This is a genomic window from Streptomyces sp. NPDC028289 (genome assembly GCF_055565975.1).
Genome location: NZ_JBVHTI010000004.1, coordinates 756249 through 775360 on the forward strand (window position 1 = coordinate 756249; position 19112 = coordinate 775360).

General features: G+C 71.0%; 16 protein-coding genes. 9 read left to right on the forward strand and 7 right to left on the reverse strand.

Annotation, left to right across the window (positions count from 1 at the left end; genetic code table 11):
- Window positions 1-18: 18 nt before the first annotated feature.
- The 4 genes from ACZ4UV_RS23445 to ACZ4UV_RS23460 are packed head-to-tail and all read right to left on the reverse strand — an operon-like array spanning window position 19 to window position 2997.
- Window positions 19-1050 (reverse strand): NADP-dependent oxidoreductase, encoded by a 1032-nt coding sequence (locus ACZ4UV_RS23445; RefSeq protein WP_351488017.1) that lies wholly within the window; start codon window positions 1048-1050, stop codon window positions 19-21.
- Between the two features lie 4 nt (window positions 1051-1054).
- Window positions 1055-1270 carry a transposase gene (locus tag ACZ4UV_RS23450; protein ID WP_351488019.1) on the reverse strand — a complete coding sequence of 72 codons (216 nt, stop codon included), beginning with the start codon at window positions 1268-1270 and terminating at the stop codon, window positions 1055-1057.
- Window positions 1271-1276: 6 nt separating this feature from the next.
- A complete protein-coding gene (locus ACZ4UV_RS23455) occupies window positions 1277-1579 on the reverse strand; it encodes a 2Fe-2S iron-sulfur cluster-binding protein (RefSeq protein ID WP_451019054.1) in 303 nt (100 codons plus the stop codon).
- Between the two features lie 8 nt (window positions 1580-1587).
- A complete protein-coding gene (locus tag ACZ4UV_RS23460) occupies window positions 1588-2997 on the reverse strand; it encodes an aromatic ring-hydroxylating oxygenase subunit alpha (RefSeq protein WP_351488025.1) in 1410 nt (469 codons plus the stop codon).
- A gap of 447 nt (window positions 2998-3444) precedes the next feature.
- On the opposite strand from ACZ4UV_RS23460, the gene ACZ4UV_RS23465 reads away from it, so the two are divergent.
- Genes ACZ4UV_RS23465 through ACZ4UV_RS23480 form a run of 4 tightly spaced genes read left to right on the forward strand, consistent with a single transcriptional unit; the run spans window position 3445 to window position 8299 of the window.
- The gene (locus ACZ4UV_RS23465) at window positions 3445-4587 is read left to right on the forward strand and encodes a sugar ABC transporter substrate-binding protein (protein ID WP_467840368.1); all 1143 of its coding nucleotides are present in this window, start codon (window positions 3445-3447) and stop codon (window positions 4585-4587) included.
- The gene (locus tag ACZ4UV_RS23470) at window positions 4584-6095 is read left to right on the forward strand and encodes a sugar ABC transporter ATP-binding protein (RefSeq protein ID WP_467840371.1); all 1512 of its coding nucleotides are present in this window, start codon (window positions 4584-4586) and stop codon (window positions 6093-6095) included. Before ACZ4UV_RS23465 ends, ACZ4UV_RS23470 begins: the two co-directional genes overlap by 4 nt.
- A 27-nt stretch (window positions 6096-6122) precedes the next feature.
- Window positions 6123-7253, forward strand: a complete 1131-nt coding sequence (locus ACZ4UV_RS23475; RefSeq protein ID WP_351488032.1) for an ABC transporter permease — start codon at window positions 6123-6125, stop codon at window positions 7251-7253.
- Window positions 7254-7255: 2 nt separating this feature from the next.
- The gene (locus ACZ4UV_RS23480) at window positions 7256-8299 is read left to right on the forward strand and encodes an NAD(P)-dependent alcohol dehydrogenase (RefSeq protein WP_451019058.1); all 1044 of its coding nucleotides are present in this window, start codon (window positions 7256-7258) and stop codon (window positions 8297-8299) included.
- Between the two features lie 36 nt (window positions 8300-8335).
- Here the strand turns inward: ACZ4UV_RS23480 and ACZ4UV_RS23485 are convergent, their stop codons facing one another.
- From ACZ4UV_RS23485 to ACZ4UV_RS23495, 3 genes are all read right to left on the reverse strand, one after another.
- On the reverse strand, window positions 8336-9133 hold the full coding sequence (locus ACZ4UV_RS23485) for a ThuA domain-containing protein (RefSeq protein WP_351488037.1): 798 nt from the start codon (window positions 9131-9133) through the stop codon (window positions 8336-8338).
- 3 nt (window positions 9134-9136) lie between these two features.
- Window positions 9137-9901 (reverse strand): SDR family NAD(P)-dependent oxidoreductase, encoded by a 765-nt coding sequence (locus ACZ4UV_RS23490; protein WP_467840375.1) that lies wholly within the window; start codon window positions 9899-9901, stop codon window positions 9137-9139.
- A gap of 67 nt (window positions 9902-9968) precedes the next feature.
- Window positions 9969-11207, reverse strand: a complete 1239-nt coding sequence (locus ACZ4UV_RS23495; protein WP_451019060.1) for an acyl-CoA dehydrogenase family protein — start codon at window positions 11205-11207, stop codon at window positions 9969-9971.
- 194 nt (window positions 11208-11401) lie between these two features.
- On the opposite strand from ACZ4UV_RS23495, the gene ACZ4UV_RS23500 reads away from it, so the two are divergent.
- The 5 genes from ACZ4UV_RS23500 (at window position 11402) to icmF (ending at window position 19101) form a co-directional block, all read left to right on the forward strand.
- The gene (locus tag ACZ4UV_RS23500; RefSeq protein ID WP_351488045.1) at window positions 11402-12940 is read left to right on the forward strand and encodes an AMP-binding protein; all 1539 of its coding nucleotides are present in this window, start codon (window positions 11402-11404) and stop codon (window positions 12938-12940) included.
- 38 nt (window positions 12941-12978) lie between these two features.
- On the forward strand, window positions 12979-13584 hold the full coding sequence (locus ACZ4UV_RS23505; protein ID WP_351488048.1) for a histidine phosphatase family protein: 606 nt from the start codon (window positions 12979-12981) through the stop codon (window positions 13582-13584).
- A gap of 29 nt (window positions 13585-13613) precedes the next feature.
- Window positions 13614-14804, forward strand: coding sequence for an acetyl-CoA C-acyltransferase (locus tag ACZ4UV_RS23510; RefSeq protein ID WP_467840380.1), 1191 nt, complete (start codon window positions 13614-13616; stop codon window positions 14802-14804).
- Between the two features lie 19 nt (window positions 14805-14823).
- Window positions 14824-15789, forward strand: coding sequence for a PDR/VanB family oxidoreductase (locus ACZ4UV_RS23515; protein ID WP_351488053.1), 966 nt, complete (start codon window positions 14824-14826; stop codon window positions 15787-15789).
- Between the two features lie 81 nt (window positions 15790-15870).
- Window positions 15871-19101 (forward strand): fused isobutyryl-CoA mutase/GTPase IcmF, encoded by a 3231-nt coding sequence (gene icmF, locus ACZ4UV_RS23520; protein WP_467840384.1) that lies wholly within the window; start codon window positions 15871-15873, stop codon window positions 19099-19101.
- Window positions 19102-19112: the final 11 nt, after the last annotated feature.

Consider the following 19112-nt stretch of genomic DNA (forward strand, 5'->3'; position numbering starts at 1 on the left):
CTGCCGGACGAGTGCCGTTCAGCCGGAATCGCCCAGGCTGACCAGCATCTTGCCGACGTTTCCGCCGCCGAGCAGGGACAGCAGCGTCGCCGCGGCGTTCTCCAGGCCGTCCACGACCGTCTCGCGCGCGGTGATCCGGCCCTCGGCGAGCCAGCCCGCGACGCGCTGCTCGAACTCCGGCCGCAGGTCGTCGTGGTCGCGGACGATGAAACCGCACAGCGTCAGCCGTTTGAGGACCGCCTGGATCAAATGGTTGATGTCCACGGTCCGTCGGGCGCCGCCGAACTGCGACATCATGCCGCACAGGGCGACCCGGCCACCGGTCCGCAGCGCGTGCAGGGCGGCGGCGAGCTGCTCTCCGCCGACGTTGTCGAAGTACACGTCGATGCCGTCGGGTGCCATCCGGGCCAGGGCGTCGCGCACCGGCTCGGCACGGTAGTCCGCGGCGGCGTCGTAGCCGAACTCCTTGACCAGCAGGGCGCACTTGTCCGGCCCGCCCGCGGTGCCGACGACTCGGTCCGCGCCCAGCAGGCGTGCGAACTGGCCGGCGGCGGTGCCGACGGCCCCGGCCGCCGCCGACACGAAGACGGTGTCGCCGGGGCGCAGCGCCGCGATCCGGGTCAGGCCCACGTACGCGGTGAATCCGGTCTGGCCGAGCAGCCCCAGCCAGGTGGGCAGCGGGGCGAGTCGAGGGTCGATGCGATCCGCTCCGTCGGTGTCCGCCGCGTCCAGCACGGCCCGCTCCCGCCAGCCGAGTTGGTGGCGGACGTAGGCGCCGGGCGGCACGCCGGGACAACGGCTCTCCTCCACGACACCGAGGGCCCGGCCGTCGAGCGGTGATCCGGGGGTGAAGTTGTGCGTGTAGTGCTTCTCGGTACTCTCCAGCCGCCCGCGCATGGACGGGTCGACGCTCATGTAGAGGTTGCGGACGAGGAGTTGGCCCTGACCGAGGGGTGGCAGGGGGCGTTCCTCGACGGTGAAGTCACCGGGGGCCGGCTCCTTTTCGGGGCGGCGTACCAGACAGACCACGCGGGTGGTGCGCGGGGACACGGCGTCACCCCTCCGGCCGAGGCGGGGTGCGCCGCTGTGCGAGGCGGCCGACCCAGCCGGCCATCTGAAGGTCGGCGTGGCGCAGTTCGCCCGACTGCCACCGGGCCTGGAAGTCGAAGACGCCCTGCGCCCCCGTCCCGGGGTCGGTCACCTCGACCAGACCGTCCTCGGTGAGCCGGTACACATGCCCGGTCAACGGATGGATCACTTGCTTGGACATGGGGCCTCACTCCTGCACTCGGCGGCGCACGCCGCGCTTGGTCACGGTCACCGGGCCCCCGACCCGGAGCCGGCAGGCGAGCCGGGTCAGGCCGTCCACCGGCCTGCGCAGGGCCTCGATGCCCTCGCGCTCCAACGTGCCCACCGGGGAACAGTTCTCGGCGCCCTCCTCCACCTGGACGAAGCAGGTACGGCAGGTGCCCTTGCCGCCGCAGACCGTGGGCCAGCGGTAGCCGAGCCGCTGGGCGGCGGTGAACAGGTCCTCGCCGTCGAGGACCTCGAGCTCGACGCCCAGGGGTCTGACCGCCACGCGGTGGGTCACTGGTCCATCCACTGGTCGAGCGTCCGGTTGAAGTGGCGGATGCGGCTCTCCTGGTAGTTGGCCAGGGTGATGCCCGGCTTGCGCATCGCCTTGAGGCCCTGCTGGACGTAGGGGAGGTTTTCGCAGTCCTGGTCGAAGACGGGGCCGAGCACGCCGAGTTCGGGGATGTCGGCGAAGAGCATGTCCTCCGGCACCCAGCGGATCTTCACGGGAGGCGGCATCTCGCCGGGCTGCTTCGGGGAGGACATGAAGATGATCTCCGCGGTGCAGGAGTCCGGGTCGAGGCCGTTGGGTCGGAACCGGTAGATGATGTTGGACTTGGCGCCGCCCCAGGGGTTGAAGTTGGGAAACAGCAAGTAGTTGATGGCGTCCAGGAGTTCGGTGTCGGCGGTCTGCGAGAAGTCCTGCTGCGAAGTGGCCGCCAGTTGCGCACGCATCCGCTCGGCGAGGACCTGGCGGGCGGTGCCGCCCGGCGGGATCGCCGGCATTTCGTCGCCCTCCTGCATCACCAGGTCACGGCCCTGGGCCGCGGCGTAGAACGCGCGCGAGTCGTAGAACGTCTCGAGGACGTCCTCCTCCGTGACGGAGTCCGCCACGTGCGGGCTGGGCGCGCCCTGGATATTGATCATCCGGTTCCAGTTCGGCTGGTCCGCCATGACGTCGTACTGGGAGTTGGCGTCGGCGAGCCACGGCAGCATCTGCGGGTGCGTGGCGATCACGTGGAAGGACTCGATGAACGCGTCCTGCGCGATCTTCCAGTTGCAGGGCAGCACCTTGGCGATGTGCAGCGACTTGTAGCGGTTCTCCAGCGGCCAGATGTAGTAGTCGTCGAAGGTGCCGCGGTAGGAGTCGAAGGACTCCGCGTACGGGTCCATGTTGATGAAGACGAAGCCGCGCCAGGTGGCCACCCGGGCCTCGGGGAGGGCGAACTTCTCCGGGGTGACGTGCGGAAAGTCCCAGGCACAGGGCGGGGTCTGCATCGTGCCGTCGAGGTTCCAGGCGAAGCCGTGGAACGAGCAGCGGAACTCGCTGACGTTGCCGCCGCCGGTGCGCAGTTTGCGTCCGCGGTGCAGGCACACATTGACGAAGGCGCGGATCTCGTCGGGGGCCGTGCGCACGACGATGAGCGAGTCGTCGCCGATCTCGTAGACCTCGTGGTCGCCGACCTCGGGAATCTCGCTCTCCAGGCAGGCGAACTGCCAGACGCGGCGCCAGACCTGCCGCATCTCGCGTTCAGCCCATGCGCGGGAGGTGAAGCGGGCGGTGTCGATGTCCTCGCTGCCGAGGTGGTCGTTCCTCTCGTACCTCAGGGCGGGGGGAACAGGGCGGCTGTCCCGGTCGAGGTAGTCCTGGACGCTGGGCCCGGGGCACCGCGCCGTGCCCAGCTCCGATGTTTCGTCCATCATCTCTCCTCCGGCAGAAACTTTAGAGTGAGTGTAGTTACGGGTTGCGTTCAGGAGCAACACTCGCGACGGTGAATGAACCCGCATCTCCCGAGGTCATAGGGGAATCGTTCTGAGATCCTGGATTTTCTTGCGGCGGCCCTCTCCCCAAGGACGCCGGGGCGTGTCACACTCCGACCCACTTGAGGCTGTAGTTCCTCACAAGTTTCTCCGTTTCCGGAACGGTCTTTGCCCGTCCCGGCCCCAGCGCCCCGGGGGTCTCACCCCGGAGTCCCGCGCCGTACCCCACGCCGGCGATCGACGCAGCCCTGTATCCCCCGGCACCTCTTGCGTGCCGTCCCGCCCCGGGACGGCACGGCATCGATCCGCCTGACCGGAGCCGACCACCGCACACGCGGAAGCGACGCGGGCCGCGGCAGCCCAGGCGCCACACCACGGGAGTACTCAACGATGAGTTCCAGACCCGGTCGCGCGGTCCGCCGCGCCCTCACCGCGATCGTCCCTGTCACTGCCCTGCTCACCCTTGCGGCGTGCGGCAGCGGCACCACCCCGGCCGCCGGCTCCTCGCAGGCGGCGGCGCCCGGATCGCCCGGCCTGACGGCGGCCCGCGCGGCTCTGAAGTCGTATGCGCAGCGCCCCGCCGCGATCTCCGTCACCCAGCCGGTCGGCAAGAAGATCCCCACGGGCAAGAAGATCGACTTCATCCTGTGCGGCGTCCAGTCCTGCAAGGACCTCGCCGACTTCTTCACCGAAGCCGCGGGACAACTCGGCTGGAAGGTCGAGCAGATCGCCACCCAGGGCACGCCGGAGTCCGTCCAGGCCGCCTACGAACAGGCCGTACGCGACAAGCCGGACGCCGTCGTCGCCTCCGGTTTCCCGCGTGCCGTCTACGCCAAGCAGCTGGCACAGCTGAAGGCGGCCGGTGTCCCCGTCATCCAGTCGAACGCCGACGACGTGGTCGGCGACGGCATCTCCCTGCTGAAGAACGGACCGAAGGACGTCGGCATCCAGGGCCGGATGCTCGCCTCGTGGGTGGTGTCGAACAGCGACGCCCAGGCCAACACCGTGTACTTCGATCTGCCGGCGTACACGATCCTCAAGCCCGTCAAGGACTCCTTCGCGGCCAACTACAAGGACTGGTGCTCCGGTTGCGCGCTGGACAACGTCGACGTGCCGATCACCGCGGTGGGAAAGGACATGCCGGACCGCGTGGTGTCGTATCTCCGCTCACACCCGAAGGTGACCCATGTCGTCTTCTCCCTGGGCCTGCTCAACGTGGGCGTGCCCGCCGCGCTGAAGACGGCCGGCCTCACCGGCAAGCACATCGTGGTCAACGTCGGTGACGCGCAGAACTACGAGTACATCCAGAGCGGTCTCACCGACGGCGCGATGGCGCTGAACTCCCATGAGACGGCCTGGCTCCAGGTCGACGCGCTGGCCCGGCACTTCACCGGCCAGTCCATGGCCGTGGACCAGAAGGCGGCGCTGCCCAACATGCTCGTCACCAAGGACAACCTGCCTTCCGCCGACGGCGACTTCCCGATCGTCGAGAGCTACCAGAAGCAGTTCAAGGCGCTCTGGGGCCTGAGTTGACCGGGCCGGTACTGCGGGTGGCCGCCCTGTCGAAGAGATTCGGCGGCACCCAGGCCCTGAGGGACGTGGACCTCGAGGTCGCGCCCCGCGAGATCCACGCCCTCATCGGGCCCAACGGCTCCGGCAAGTCCACCCTCATCAAGATCCTCGCCGGCTTCCACCCCGCGGAGCCGGGTGCGGTGGCCGAACTCGACGGCGAGCCCTTCGACCTCGGCCATGTCACGGCCTCCCGCCACGACCGGCTCCGCTTCGTCCACCAGGAGCTGGGGCTGGTGGGCGAGTTGAACGCCATCGACAACCTGGCGCTCAGCCACGGCTTCGCCCGCACGGCGTTCGGCAACATCCGCTGGCCGGAGATGGAGAGACGCACGACCACCCTCATCGAACGGTTCGGACTCGGTATCGACGTGCGCCGCCCCCTGGTGACGGCGACCCCCGTGCAGCGCGCGGTGGTGGCCATCGCCGCCGCGCTGCAGGGCTGGGAGGGCGGCCGCGGTGTCCTGGTGCTCGACGAGCCCACCGCCGTGCTGCCGCCCGGCGAGGTGGCCCGCCTCTTCGACATCGTGCGGGAGGTCCGCGACGCCGGCGCCGGCGTCCTGTACGTCTCGCACCGGATGGACGAGATCTTCGCGCTCGCCGACCGGGTCACCGTCATCCGCGGCGGACGCCGGATCGCCACACGCCGGGTCGCCGAGCTCACTCCGCGCTCGCTGGCGGAACTGATGGCGGGCGAGGAGACGGAGACCGACCACCGCCCGGCACCCTCCGCCGGTCCCGCCGACCCGGTGCTGGAGGTGCGTGACCTGTGGGCCGGGCCCCTGCGGGGAGTCGACCTCGACCTGACCAGGGGTGAGCGTCTGGGCATCACCGGTCTGGTCGGCGCCGGCCACGAGATCGTGCCGTACGTGGTGTGCGGGGCCCATGCCGGGCCGGTGAGCGGCAGGCTGCGGCTGCCGGAACGCTCCGAGCGGTGGACCGAGGCGCGTGACGCCGGCGCGCTGGGCCTTCCCCTGGTCCCGGCGGACCGGGCGGTCGAGGGAGTGATCGGCGACTTCTCGGTCGGCGAGAACCTCACCCTCCCGCTCCTGCACCGGCTGCGCGCCCGGGCCGGGCGGCTGCGCCGGCGCCGCGAGTCCGCCCTGGCGGAGGACTGGATCAGGCGGGTCGGGGTACGCACGGCAGGACCCGGGGCGCGGATCACCACCCTGAGCGGCGGCAACCAGCAGAAGGTCGTCATGGCCCGCTGTCTGGCACAGCGCCCACCGGTGCTGGCGCTGTGCGAACCCACGGCGGGCGTGGACGTCGCCACCCGCCTGCAGCTGTACGACCTGATAGAGCGTCAGGCCGACGAGGGCATGGGCGTCATCGTGTGCTCCTCCGACACGCAGGACCTGCTCGCGCTGTGCACCCGCGTCCTGGTGGTGCGCGACGGCCGGATCGCACGGGAGATCAGTGGCCGGGACATCACCGAGTCCGCGCTCGTGCACGCCATGGAAGGAACCGAGTGACATGAGCCTTGGAAGGGACCCTCTGACATGACATCCACACCGACACGGGCGGCGGAGCTGCCGCCGTCCGCACCGCAAAGGTCCGCGGTGTTCGTCCCCGGGGCACTGGGCCGACGGGCGGTGGCCGCCCTGTCGTTCCGGAACATCGGCGCCGTATACGTGTGGCTGGTCATCGTCGTGCTCTTCTCCGTGTGGGCGCCGGACACGTTCCCGACCACCATCACGGTCAAGCAGGTACTGAACGGCAACGCCGTGGCCGGCCTGGTGGCACTCAGCGTCGTACCGCCACTGGCCGCACGGGTCTTCGACCTCTCGGTCGCCTACACCATGTCGCTCACGAGCGTGTTGACCGCCCGCTTCCTGGTCTCCGCCGGACTCGGTCCCGGCGCGGCGATCACCCTGGCGATGGCCGCCGCGCTGCTGATCGGAGTCGTCAACGGGATCGTGGTGGTGGTCCTGCGCGTCGACTCGTTCATCGCCACCCTGGCCACCGGCGCGCTGATCCAGTCACTGATCACCATGGTCACCGACGACAGCTCCATCACCGGTGTGCAGCTGCTCGCCAAGCCGTTCGCGAGCATCGCCCAGCTGGACGCGGGCGGCATCACCCTGCCGGTGCTGTATCTGCTGCTCGCCGCGCTCGCCATCTGGTTCCTGCTGGAACACACCGCCACCGGGCGCCGGTTGTACGCGACCGGCTTCAACGCCGAAGCGGCCCGGCTGCAGGGCGTACGCACCCACCGACTGCGCTTTCTGACCCTGGTGGCCTCCGCGTTGCTCTCCGGTTCCGCCGGCATCGTCTTCGCGTCCTCGGTCGGATCCGGCTCGCCGACCGCGGGCACCCCGTATCTGCTGTCGGCGTACGCCGCCGCCTTCGTCGGGGCGACCCAGCTGCGCGCGGGCCGCTTCAACGCCTGGGGCACGGTGCTCGCGGTCCTCCTGCTCGGTACGGGCATCACCGGACTCGGGCTCGCCACCAGCGCGCAGTGGGCCGCGAGCCTGTTCACCGGCTCGGTCCTCATCGTGGCGCTGGTCCTCACCGGTGGCCGGATCGCCCTGCCTGCCGTGCTGCGCCGCCGGAAGGGAATCCCCTCGAGTTCCGGCGCCGAGACGCCCGCGGAGAGCGGCCCCCCGCCTGTCACCGGCAAGGAGATCTGACCATGAAGGCTGTGCAGTACCGGACGGTGGGACACGCCCCCGAGGTCGTCGACGTTCCCGTGCCCGGACCGGGCCCGGGCCAGGTGCTGTTGAAGGTGACGGCGGCGGGGCTGTGCCACTCCGACCTGGCGGTCATGGGCTGGCCCGAGGAGCAGTTCCCCTACCCGCTGCCGATGACGCTCGGCCACGAGGGTGTCGGCACGGTCGCGGCCGTGGGCAGCGGTGTCACTGCAGTGGCGGAAGGCGACGACGTGGCGGTGTACGGCCCGTGGGGCTGCGGGCACTGCCACAACTGCGCCCAGGGCAAGGAGAACTCCTGCCATCGTGCTGCCGGGCTCGGCATCCTGCCGCCGGGACTCGGCGCCCCCGGCGCTCTCGCCGAGTACATGCTGGTGGACTCGCCCCACCACCTGGTGCCGCTGAACGGACTGGACCCGGTGCAGGCCGCCCCGCTCACCGACGCGGGGCTGACGCCCTATCACGCGATCAGGAAGTCACTGCCCAAACTGGTCCCGGGCAGCACGGCGGTGGTGATCGGTGTCGGAGGCCTGGGTCACCTCGCCGTACAGCTGCTCCGCGCTCTGACACCGGCGAGGGTGGTCGCTCTCGACGTGAGCAAGGAGAAGCTCGAGCTGGCACACGCCGTCGGTGCCCACGAGACGCTCCTCTCCGACGGCGCGGCGGCCGCACGGGTCCGGGAGCTCACCGGCGGGACGGGAGCGGAAGTGGTGCTGGACTTCGTGGGCGCCGAGGCGACGCTCGCGGTGGCCGCGGCGTCGGTGGCGGTGGCGGGCGACGTGACGATCGTCGGCATCGGTGGGGGCACCCTGGCGGTCGGCTTCGGCGGCGGGCTGCCGTTCGAGGTCTCCGCCTCGTTCCCGTACTGGGGCAGTCGCCCGGAACTCATGGAGGTCGTCGAGCTGGCGCGGCAGGGCCTGGTCTCGTCCCACGTCGAGACCTTCACCCTCGACGAGGCGCCGGCGGCCTACGAGCGGCTGCACGCCGGCGACATCAACGGCCGCGCGGTGGTACTGCCACACGGTTGAGCCGCGCCCCGTGCAGGGCCGGCGCCCGGGTCCCGCTCAGGTGTCGGCCCGCTCCTCTGCCGGGTTTCGCCCACTCACCGTCCGCTCCACGCACCGCCGCAGCACCGTCATGAACTCCGGCGTTTCCCACGGCCCCCGGTCGACCCGGCCGGTGTCGTCCACGCCCAGGTCCTGTACGTCGTAACGGCCCCTGCAGTGCCCGAGGGTGAAGTAGCAGACCTCGCCGAGACCGTGCCGCTTGAGATACAGCACCGGTCGGGGCGCGCCGTCGAGGGCCGCCGTGTCGCCCTCGGCGAAACCGCGGCACGGCCCCGTGTACTCGGCGTGCAGCAGCACCTCCAACTCCCCGTGCAGCTCGCACACGTACAGTTCGTCGGTGACCGTGAACGGGCCGATCCCGGCGACCAGCGGATGGCCGGGCCGGGTGACGCGCACCTCGTACGGCTCGATCGGCGGATGGGCCAGGAACTGGCTGCCGAGCACCGGCGCCACTTCCCCCAGGAGCCGCGGGGTCGTGAACAACCGCGGCCCGCCACTCGTCGACGGCTCGATCACCGAGTTGGTGCCGTGCAGGGCGAGCCAGCGGCCGCCCCGCTCGACGAACCGTGCAAGTGCGGCCCGCTGCGCCGGGCGGGGCCGGACGTCACAGGTGTAGGTGACCAGCAGGTCGGCCCTCTCGAGTGCGGCCACGCAGTCGTAGTCCTGATACACGGTGGTGCGCACTCGTGGATGCTCACCGAGCATCTCCAGCAGCCGGAGCCGCGCGTAGTCGAAGTCGTGCCAGCGGCCGCCGCAGACCAGTACGGCGTCCAGGCGGCCGGCCGGGCCCGCCACGGCTCAGTACTGGACGCGGGTCAGCAGCCCGCCGTCCACCACGAGGTTGACCCCGACACAGAAGGAGCCGGTCCGACCGAGCAGGAACGCCACCGCCGAGGCCACGTCCGCCGCGGTGCCGTAACGGCCGATCGGAAGCTTGGCGAGCACCTCCTCGTACACCTCCGGGCGGCTGGTGCGGATGGTCTCCCAGGCGCCGCCGGGGAAGTCGATCGGGCCGGGAGAGACGGTGTTGACGCGGATGCCCTTCGGCGCGAGGGCGTGCGCGAGTGCCGAGGCGTGCTGGACCACGGCTGCCTTGAGCGCGGAGTACGAGTTGGCGCCGGCCGGGCGCGCGGTGTCGGAGGCGTTGGTGGTGCCGATGGCGACGACGGCGGCCCGGTCGGAGGTCTCCAGGTGCGGAAGGGCCGCCTCGACGAGTCCTGCGAACGGGATCAGGTCGCCGCGCAGGCTGTCCTCCCAGGACTCGGGGCCCTTCACATTGCCCGCGGACACGTTGGACACCAGCAGGTCCAGGCCGCCGAGCTCACCGGCCGCCCGCTCCACGAAGCCCGCGAGCGCAGCCGGGTCGGTGACGTCGACCGGTTCCGCGAACACCGTGGCTCCCTCGGCCCGCAGTTCGGCCGCGGCCTTGGCCAGGCCTTCTTCGCCCCGGGCGCACAGCGCCAGCGCACAGCCCTCGGCCGCCAGAGTGGTGGCGATCGCCCGGCCGATGCCCCGGCTCGCGCCGGTCACCAGCGCCTTCGCGCCTGTCAGTCCCAGATCCATCGATGTCACTCCTTTGTGATTGCCCAATGCGACGGCCGAATGCGACGGCCGAAAAGGTCCTGGTGCCTCAGTTGCCGGGAAGCTGCGAGAACGGCACCCGGTCCACCCGCGGCTCGGGCGGCAGCTTCAGCACCCGTTCGCCGATCAGGTTGCGCTGGATCTGGTCGGTGCCTCCGGCCAGCCGGTAGCCGGGTGCGCCGAGCAGATGCTGCGCCCAGGCGAAGGTGCCCGCCTCCCCGGTGTCGGCGCTGATCCGCGCGCCCATCAGCTCGGCGGCGACCTGTCCTGTGCGGGTGAGCAGGTCGGAGGCCATGAGTTTGGTCAGCGACGACTCCGGGCCCGGCCGGCCGCCGGCGGCGCTCGTCCTGGCGACGCGGTCCACGGTGGCCGCGCGCAGGGCGGCGCGTACGTACAGGTCGGCGAGGCGCTGGCGGACCAGCGGGTCTTCGGTGCGACCGAGGGAGCGGGCGAGTGCGAGGACGTCCGCGAATGTGCCGCCCTTGCGACGGTTGCCGCCGCCGGACGCGGTCCGCTCGAAGGCGAGGGTGGTGGTGGCGACCTCCCAGCCCTGGCCCGGTCGCCCGATCCGCAGCCGGTCCGGAACACGGACGCCGCTGAGGAAGACCTCGTTGAAGGAGGCGCCGCCGCTCATCTGACGGATGGGGCGCCCCTCCACCCCGGTGGCGTCCATCGGGACCAGGAAGGCGGTGATCCCGGCCTGTTTGACCACGTCCGGGTCGGTGCGGGCGAGCAGCAGACCGTAGTCGGCGAACTGCGCGCCCGAGGTCCACACCTTCTGACCGTCGATCACCCACGCGTCGCCTTCCTGCCGGGCGCGGGTGCGCAGGGCCGCGAGGTCCGATCCGGCACCGGGTTCGCTGAAGAGCTGGCAGGCCAGCAGGTCGGTGCGCAGGAACCCGCGCGCGTACGTCTCACGCTGCTCGGCCGTCCCGAACAGGGAGACGGCCATCGCGACCAGGCGCACGGTGACGCTGATCAGCTCGGTGGACGCCGGCACCTCGAAGGCCGACTCCTCCTGGGCGAAGGCCGCCACGTGGGCGGCGGTCAGGCCCGCGCCGCCCTTGTCCACGGGGAGGGTCAGCGCCTGGTACCCGGCGTCGAAGCGGGCCCGCTGGTAGACGCGGCAGCGCTCCAGCAGCAGGCGCTCCTCGTCCTCCGGGAGATTGTGGAACACGGCGAGGTCGGCGGCCCCGGTGGCGGACTGCGGCGCCCGCGCCGGTTCGAGCACGCCGGCCAGCCACTGGCGAACCTGCGTGCGCCATGCGTCCGGATCGGGCTGGGACATGGCTCCTCCTAGGACACTTACCAGACGACAGTTTCAGTAACAGTGATCGGGGTGTGCACCCCACCAACTGCTGAAACATGGGGAATGACTGCGTCTGGGATCAGAGTGTTCCGTACTTTCTTGATAAACGCTACAGTCTCCGCATCCCCTCTCCCCTCGAATCGGGAGAGGCCGAGGAGCCGCCGGAGGAGCCAATGTCGCTGCTGCCACTCGACCGTCGCGCCCAGGAGACACCCGACGAGCCCGCCCTGGCGGACGACCTGGGCGTGCTGTCCTGGTCGGGCCTTGCCGACCAGGTGGCGCGGGCGACGGCACGGCTGCTGGAGCTCGCGCCCGGCCCCGACGACCGGGTCGCCGTCCTCGGCGACAACGCGATCCCGACGCTGGTGGCCCATCTGGCGGGCCTGCGTGCCGGGGTGGGGACCGTGGCCACGTCCCGGAACCTCACGTCGGGCGAACTCGTCGACCAGATCATCGACGCGGGCGTGACCGGAATCATCGCCGGACCCGTGGGCGCGGGTGCCGCCCTCGACGCGGCCCGGGAACTGGGCCTTCCGGTCGTGATGCACGGAACCCCGGCGATCGGGCACGCCTTCGCCTGGGACGCATGGCTCGCGGCGGCGCCCGCCGGGTGCACGGTCCGGACGGACCGGCCCGCCCGGCCTCCGCTCGTCTACACCTCGGGAACCACCGGGCGGGCGCGCGGCACCGAGGTGCGCTGGGTGAGCGGCCCGGTCGCCGACAGCTCCGCCTACCTCGCCGCGATGGCCGCCCGGCCGGGATTCCCGCCGGGACCGCACCTGGTGTGCGGCCCCCTTCAGCACAACGCGCCGCTGACCTCACTGCGGCACCTGGCGGCCGGTCAGCCGGTGGTCGTCCTCGGCAGGTACGACGCGGAAACGTTCCTCAGCCGAGTGCAGAAGTGGCGGGTCTCCTCCACGGTGATGGTGCCCACCCACTTCCAACGGCTGCTCGCCCTCCCGGAAGAGGCCCGCGCCCGCTACGACGTCTCCAGCCTGCGGCAGGTCTCCCACACCGGCTCCGCCTGTCCGCCGGACGTGAAGCGAGCCATGATCGAGTGGTTCGGCCCGGTGCTGACCGAGTCGTACGGCGCCAGCGAGGCGGGAACGGTGGCCCGCATCAGCAGCGCCGAGTGGCTGGCGCACCCAGGCTCGGTCGGGCGGGTCCGGCCCCCGTTCGAGGTCCTGGTCACCGACGACGACGGCGGGCAACTGCCGCCCGGCGAACGCGGACTGCTGGCCTTCCGGGCTCCGGAGGACCAGGGCGTCCGCTACCACGCGGACCCGGAGAAGACCAGGTCCGCCTATCTCTCCCCCGGCGTCTTCACGCTCGGCGACATCGGCTACGTCGACGCGAACGGCTACATCTTCATCACCGACCGGGCCGCGGACGTCGTGGTCTCCGGCGGCGTGAACCTGTACCCGGCCGAAAGCGAGGCAGTCCTGCGGCAGCACCCGGCGGTCGCCGAGATCGCGGTCATCGGCGTGCCCGACCCGGACTTCGGCGAGTCGCTGCGGGCGCTGGTCGTGGCCGCGGCGGACACGCCGCCGGCCGAAGAGCTGGACCGGTTCTGCCACGACCGCCTCGCCGCCTACAAGTGCCCGAAGTCGTACGAGTTCGTCCCCGAGCTGCTGCGCAACGCGATGGGCAAGCTCGACAAGCGTGCGATGCGCCGCCCCTACTGGCGTTCGGAACGGACCATCGCCGGCTGAGCCGACCCGCCCGCCCCTCACGCGTACGAAGGATCACCATGACCGAACTCCTCCTCATCCGGCACGGCCTCCCCCTGGCGGGCGTGTTCGACCCGGGGCTGTCGCCGGAGGGCAGCGCCCAGGCGGAGCGTCTCGCCGCCTGGCTCGTGCACGAGGACGTCGACGCCCTGTACACCAGCCCGTTCAAGCGTGCCCGCGAGACGGTGGCTCCCCTGGAACGGCTCACCGGCATGACCGCCACCGTCCTCGACGACCTGCGCGAGTGGGACACCGACGTCTCCCACCCCTACCTGCCACCGGAGCAGATCGGCGCGGAGGATCCCCGCGCGGCGGCACTCGCCGAGGGACGCTACGAGGACTTCGTGCCCGATCTGGACTGGGACGCCTTCCGCGCGCGTGCCGTACGGGCCATGGACACCATCCTTGACGCCCATCCCAGCGGGCGGGTCGCCGCCGTGTGCCACGGCGGCATCACCAACACCTACCTGGCGACGGTGCTCGGCCTGCCCACGATGTTCTGGTTCCACCCCGGCTACACGTCCGTCAGCCGGGTGCGGCGCATGCCCGGCGGCCGGATCGTTCCGCACTCGGTGAACGAGACGGCCCACATGACCGCCCGACGTGCCGTCGACGCGGCCGCCTGACTCCATCCCACTCCCAGGAGGTCCCGGCCATGCCCGGATCCGTCATCGTCGCCGGAGCAAGGACACCCGTCGGCAAGCTGATGGGCACCCTGAGCACCGTGTCCGCGGTCGGCCTCGGCGCCCACGCCATCGGCGCGGCGCTGGCCGCCGTGCACCTGGACCCGGCAGCCGTGGAAGCCGTCGTGATGGGCCACGTCGTGCAGGCCGGGGCCGGCCCCAACCCGGCACGGCAGGCCGCCATCCGCGCCGGCATTCCGTTCACCGTCCCCGCGAGCACCGTCAACAAGCTCTGCCTGTCCGGTCTGCACGCCATCGCCCTGGCCGACCTCATGATCGCCTCCGGCCGTCACGAGGTGGTCGTCGCCGGTGGCATGGAGTCCATGTCGGGCGCCCCGCACCTGCTGCGCGGATCACGCACCGGCTGGAGGTACGGCTCGACCGCGGTGGAGGACACCCTCGACCGTGACGCCCTCGTCTGCGCCTTCGACGGCGTCTCCATGGGAGCGGCCACCGAGCGGTACCAGCAGCCGTACGCCCTGACGCGCGAGGAACAGGACGCGTACAGCGCGCTGTCCCATCAACGGGCCGCCCACGCGCAGGAGTCGGGTGCGCTGTCCAAGGAGATCACCCCCGTCACCGTGACCGGGCGCCGGGGCGAGACGGTGGTCGACACCGACGAGGGCGTACGGCCGGGGAGCACCGAAGAGAGCCTGGGGCGGCTCAAACCGGCCTTCTCCGGCGCGGGCACCATCACCGCGGGCAACTCGTCACAGCTGTCCGACGGCGCCGCGGCCGTCGTCGTGATGAGCGCGCAGCGCGCCCGCCGGGAGGGCCTGACCCCGCTCGCCGGGATCGGCGCCTACGGCACGGTCGCGGGCCCCGACCCCTCACTGCTCGTCCAGCCTGCCGGCGCGGTCCGCGACGCCCTGTCCCGGGACGGCCGGCTGAAGTGCGCCGATCTGGACCTGCTCGAGATCAACGAGGCGTTCGCCTCAGTGGCCCTGGCTTCCGTACGGGAGCTGGACATCCCTCTGGACAAGGTGAACGTCAACGGCGGCGCGATCGCGCTCGGGCACCCGGTCGGCATGACCGGAGCCCGGCTGGTGCTGACCCTCGCGACCGAGCTGCGACGGCGCGGAGGCGGCAGCGGAGCGGCGGCCCTGTGCGGGGGCGGCGGCCAGGGCGACGCGCTGCTGCTTCATGTGCCGACGCAGGCCTGAACCCCGGAGCTGACCCACCATGAACGACCAACTGCCCGCCGGGACGACCCTCACCGTGGCGACCCGCACCCCCGCCGCCGACGGCGTCGTCTCCCTCACCCTGCGCCGCCCCGACGGCGGTGTGCTCCCCTCCTGGACGCCGGGCGCCCACATCGACGTTCTCCTGGACGGCGACGACGGCGACCTGATCCGTCAGTACTCCCTGTGCGGGCACCCGGCCGACCGTGCGGCCTGGCAGATCGCCGTGCTGCGCGAGCCGCGGGGCCGGGGCGGTTCCGCGTACGTCCACGACAACCTGCACGCAGGCACCACCGTGCGCGTCCGCGGACCGCGGAACACCTTCCCGTTGCGGCCCGCCGCACGCCATCTGTTCATCGCCGGCGGCGTCGGCATCACGCCCGTCCTTCCCATGGTCGAGGCCGCCGAGGCCGCGGGAGACGACTGGCTTCTGCTGTACGGCGGCCGCACACGCAGCTCCATGGCGTTCCTCGACCGTCTCGCCCCGCACGGGGACCGCGTGCTCATCCGTCCGCAGGACGAGTACGGCCTGCTGGACCTCGCCGCCCATCTCGGCGTACCCGAGGAGGGCACCCTCGTGCACGCCTGCGGTCCCGAACCCCTGCTGCGAGCGGTACAGGAGCAGTGCGCGGGCTGGCCCCCCGGCACGCTGGGCATCGAGCGGTTCGCCCCGGCGCAGACAACGGGGGCGGGCCCGACCGAGGCCTTCGAGCTGGTGCTCGCCCGCTCCGGGCTCACCCTCACCGTGCCACCGGACCGCTCGGTGCTCCAAACCGTCGAGGAGGCAGGCGTCGCGGTGGACTTCTCGTGCCGTGAAGGCACGTGCGGCACCTGCGAGACGGACGTACTCGACGGCGAGCCCGACCACCGCGACTCGCTGCTGACCGAGGACGAGCGGGCCGCCGGCGACACCATGCTCATCTGCGTCTCCCGCTCGTGCGGGCCGCGCCTGGTCCTCGACCTGTGACGGCGATCACCTCCGGCAATTTATTAGGACGTCCTAGTATTTCCGCGTCAGCAGTACCCCGCTCCGTCCGGGAAGGCCCTCATGAGCGATCTGCACCGGCCCGTGCACCCTGTTCGCCTGGTCACCGCTTCAGCTCTGTTCGACGGGCACGACGCTTCGATCAACATCATGCGGCGGATCTTCCAGTCCCAGGGTGCCGAGGTGATCCACCTGGGCCACAACCGGTCGGTGCGGGAGATCGTGGACGCGGCGCTGGAGGAGGACGCACACGGCGTGGCCGTCTCGTCCTACCAGGGCGGGCACGTCGAGTACTTCGAGTACCTGGTCGAGTCGCTGCGTGCGCAGGGCGCCGACCACATCCGCGTGGTGGGCGGCGGAGGGGGTGTCATCGTGCCCGACGAGATAGCCCGGCTGCGCAACAGCGGGGTGACCATCTTCTCCCCGCAGGACGGCCAGCGAATGGGCCTGGCCGGGATGGTCAACTCGGTGGTGTGGGACTGCGACTTCGGCCTCTGGGACGGCAAGCCGGCCGACGCGGCCGCCGTACTGGCCGGTGACCGGTTCGCGATCGCCCGCGCCATCACCGGTGCGGAACTCGGCAAACTGCCCCCCGAGTTCCTCGCACAGCTGCGTGCCACGGCTGTCGCCGGGTCGGTTCCGGTGCTCGGCATCACGGGCACCGGTGGTTCGGGGAAGTCGTCGCTCACCGACGAGTTGGTGCGCAGGTTCCGGGTCGACCAGCAGGACAAGCTGCGGATCGCGGTGATCGCGGTCGACCCGACCCGGCGCCGCGGCGGCGGTGCCCTGCTCGGTGACCGGATCCGGATGAACTCCCTCGACGGCAGCCGGGTCTTCTTCCGCAGCCTGGCCACCCGCGGCAGCCGCGAGCTGCCCGAGCACCTGTCCGACGTGATCGACGTGGTCAAGGCCGCCGGCTTCGACCTGGTGATCGTGGAGACGCCGGGCATCGGACAGGGCGACGCGGCGATCGTGCCGTTCGTCGACACCTCGCTGTACGTGATGACGCCGGAGTTCGGCGCCGCCTCGCAGCTTGAGAAGATCGACATGCTCGACTTCGCCGACGTCGTGGCGATCAACAAGTTCGAGCGGCGCGGTGCCAAGGACGCGCTGCGCGACGTGGGCCGCCAACTGGTCCGCAACCGCGAGGCGTTCGGGATGCGGCCCGAGGACATGCCGGTGTACGGCACCTCGGCGGCCACGTTCAACGACGACGGAGTCACCGCGCTCTACCAGCACCTCAAGGCCGATCTGGCCGGCAAGGGGCTGCCACTGTGCGAGGGCACGCTGGCACCGGTCGAGGTACGCCACTCCTCCGGCATCCGGCAGGTCGTCCCCGCGGACCGGGTGCGCTACCTCGCCGAGATCACCGACACCGTCCGCGGCTACCACACCGAGACCGGTCGACTGGCCGAGGCGGCACGGCGGGTGCAACGCCTGGACGCGGTCAGGGGCGAGCTCGTGGAGGCCGGCTCCGACGCCGCGAACGTGCAGTCGCTGCTCAAGGACGCCCGCAGGCGGCTCCCGCGCGACATCACGGAGCAGATCGAGAACTGGCCCGCCGTGGTGAAGGCGTACTCCGGCGACGAGCAGGTCGTGAAGGTGCGGGACAAGGAGATCCGCACCAAGCTGACCCGCGAGTCCCTCTCCGGCAACAGGATCCCCCGTGTCGCCCTGCCCCGCTTCACCGACCACGGCGAACTCGTGCGCTTCTGGCGACGGGAGAACCTGCCCGGACACTTCCCCTTCACCGCCGGCGTCTTCCCCTTCAAGCGCGACGGCGAGGACCCGGCCCGCATGTTCGCCGGCGAGGGCGACCCGTTCCGCACCAACCGGCGCTTCAGGCTGCTCTCCGAAGACCAGCCCGCCACCCGCCTGTCCACCGCCTTCGACTCCGTCACCCTCTACGGCCGCGACCCGGACGAACGCCCCGACATCTACGGCAAGGTCGGCACCTCCGGCGTCTCGGTGGCCACGCTGGACGACATGAAGGCGCTGTACGACGGCTTCGACCTGGTCGCGCCCACCACCTCGGTCTCCATGACGATCAACGGACCCGCCCCCACCATCCTGGCGTTCTTCCTCAACACCGCCGTGGACCAGCAACTCGACCGCTTCCGCGCCGCCGAGGGCCGCGACCCGTCACCCGACGAAGCTGCCGGACTGCGCGCGCACGCGCTGGCGAACGTGCGCGGCACCGTCCAGGCCGACATCCTCAAGGAGGACCAGGGCCAGAACACCTGCCTGTTCTCCACCGAGTTCAGCTTGCGGATGATGGCCGACATCCAGGAGTGGTTCATCGCGCACAAGGTCCGCAACTTCTACTCGGTGTCCATCTCCGGCTACCACATCGCCGAGGCCGGCGCGAACCCCGTCAGCCAGCTCGCCTTCACCCTGGCCAACGGCTTCACCTACGTCGAGGCCTACCTCGCCCGGGGCATGCGCATCGACGACTTCGCCCCCAGCCTGTCGTTCTTCTTCTCCAACGGCATGGACCCCGAGTACTCCGTCCTCGGCCGCGTCGCCCGCCGTATCTGGGCCGTCGCGATGAAGGAGAAGTACGGCGCGAACGAACGCAGCCAGAAGCTGAAATACCACGTCCAGACCTCCGGACGCTCCCTGCACGCCCAGGAGATGGACTTCAACGACATCCGCACCACCCTGCAGGCACTCATCGCCATCTACGACAACGCCAACTCCCTGCACACCAACGCCTACGACGAGGCCGTCACCACCCCCACCGAGGACTCCGTCCGCCGGGCCCTGGCCATCCAGCTCATCATCAACCGGGAATGGGGCCTGGCCATGAACGAGAACCCCCTGCAGGGGTCGTTCATCATCGACGAACTCACCGACCTGGTCGAGGAGGCCGTCCTGGCGGAGTTCGAGCGGATCAGCGAGCGCGGCGGTGTGCTCGGCGCCATGGAGACCGGCTACCAACGCGGCCGTATCCAGGACGAGTCGATGCTCTACGAACAGCGCAAGCACGACGGCACCCTGCCCATCATCGGCGTCAACACCTTCCGCAGCCCCCACGCCGACACCGCCGAGCCCGGCGTCATCGAACTCGCCCGCGCCACCGAGGAGGAGAAGCAGTCCCAACTGGCGCGCGTGCAGGACTTCCAGGCCCGCCACCAGGAGCCGGCCCACGCCGCCCTGGCCATCCTCAAGGACGCGGCGGTGGGCGGCGACAACGTCTTCGCCGTCCTCATGGACGCCGCCCGCGTCTGCTCGCTGCAGCAGATCACCGACGCGTTCTTCGAGGTCGGCGGCCAATACCGCCGCAACGTCTGACCACGACCACT

Coding starts and splice junctions, on each gene's coding strand:
- ACZ4UV_RS23450 (WP_351488019.1), bottom strand. CDS start 1,270: ATGTCCAAGCAAGTGATCCATCCGTTGACCGGGCATGTGTACCGGCTC.
- ACZ4UV_RS23460 (WP_351488025.1), bottom strand. CDS start 2,997: ATGATGGACGAAACATCGGAGCTGGGCACGGCGCGGTGCCCCGGGCCC.
- ACZ4UV_RS23465 (WP_467840368.1), top strand. CDS start 3,445: ATGAGTTCCAGACCCGGTCGCGCGGTCCGCCGCGCCCTCACCGCGATC.
- ACZ4UV_RS23475 (WP_351488032.1), top strand. CDS start 6,123: ATGACATCCACACCGACACGGGCGGCGGAGCTGCCGCCGTCCGCACCG.
- ACZ4UV_RS23480 (WP_451019058.1), top strand. CDS start 7,256: ATGAAGGCTGTGCAGTACCGGACGGTGGGACACGCCCCCGAGGTCGTC.
- ACZ4UV_RS23490 (WP_467840375.1), bottom strand. CDS start 9,901: ATGGATCTGGGACTGACAGGCGCGAAGGCGCTGGTGACCGGCGCGAGC.
- ACZ4UV_RS23495 (WP_451019060.1), bottom strand. CDS start 11,207: ATGTCCCAGCCCGATCCGGACGCATGGCGCACGCAGGTTCGCCAGTGG.
- ACZ4UV_RS23500 (WP_351488045.1), top strand. CDS start 11,402: ATGTCGCTGCTGCCACTCGACCGTCGCGCCCAGGAGACACCCGACGAG.
- ACZ4UV_RS23505 (WP_351488048.1), top strand. CDS start 12,979: ATGACCGAACTCCTCCTCATCCGGCACGGCCTCCCCCTGGCGGGCGTG.
- ACZ4UV_RS23510 (WP_467840380.1), top strand. CDS start 13,614: ATGCCCGGATCCGTCATCGTCGCCGGAGCAAGGACACCCGTCGGCAAG.
- ACZ4UV_RS23515 (WP_351488053.1), top strand. CDS start 14,824: ATGAACGACCAACTGCCCGCCGGGACGACCCTCACCGTGGCGACCCGC.
- icmF (WP_467840384.1), top strand. CDS start 15,871: ATGAGCGATCTGCACCGGCCCGTGCACCCTGTTCGCCTGGTCACCGCT.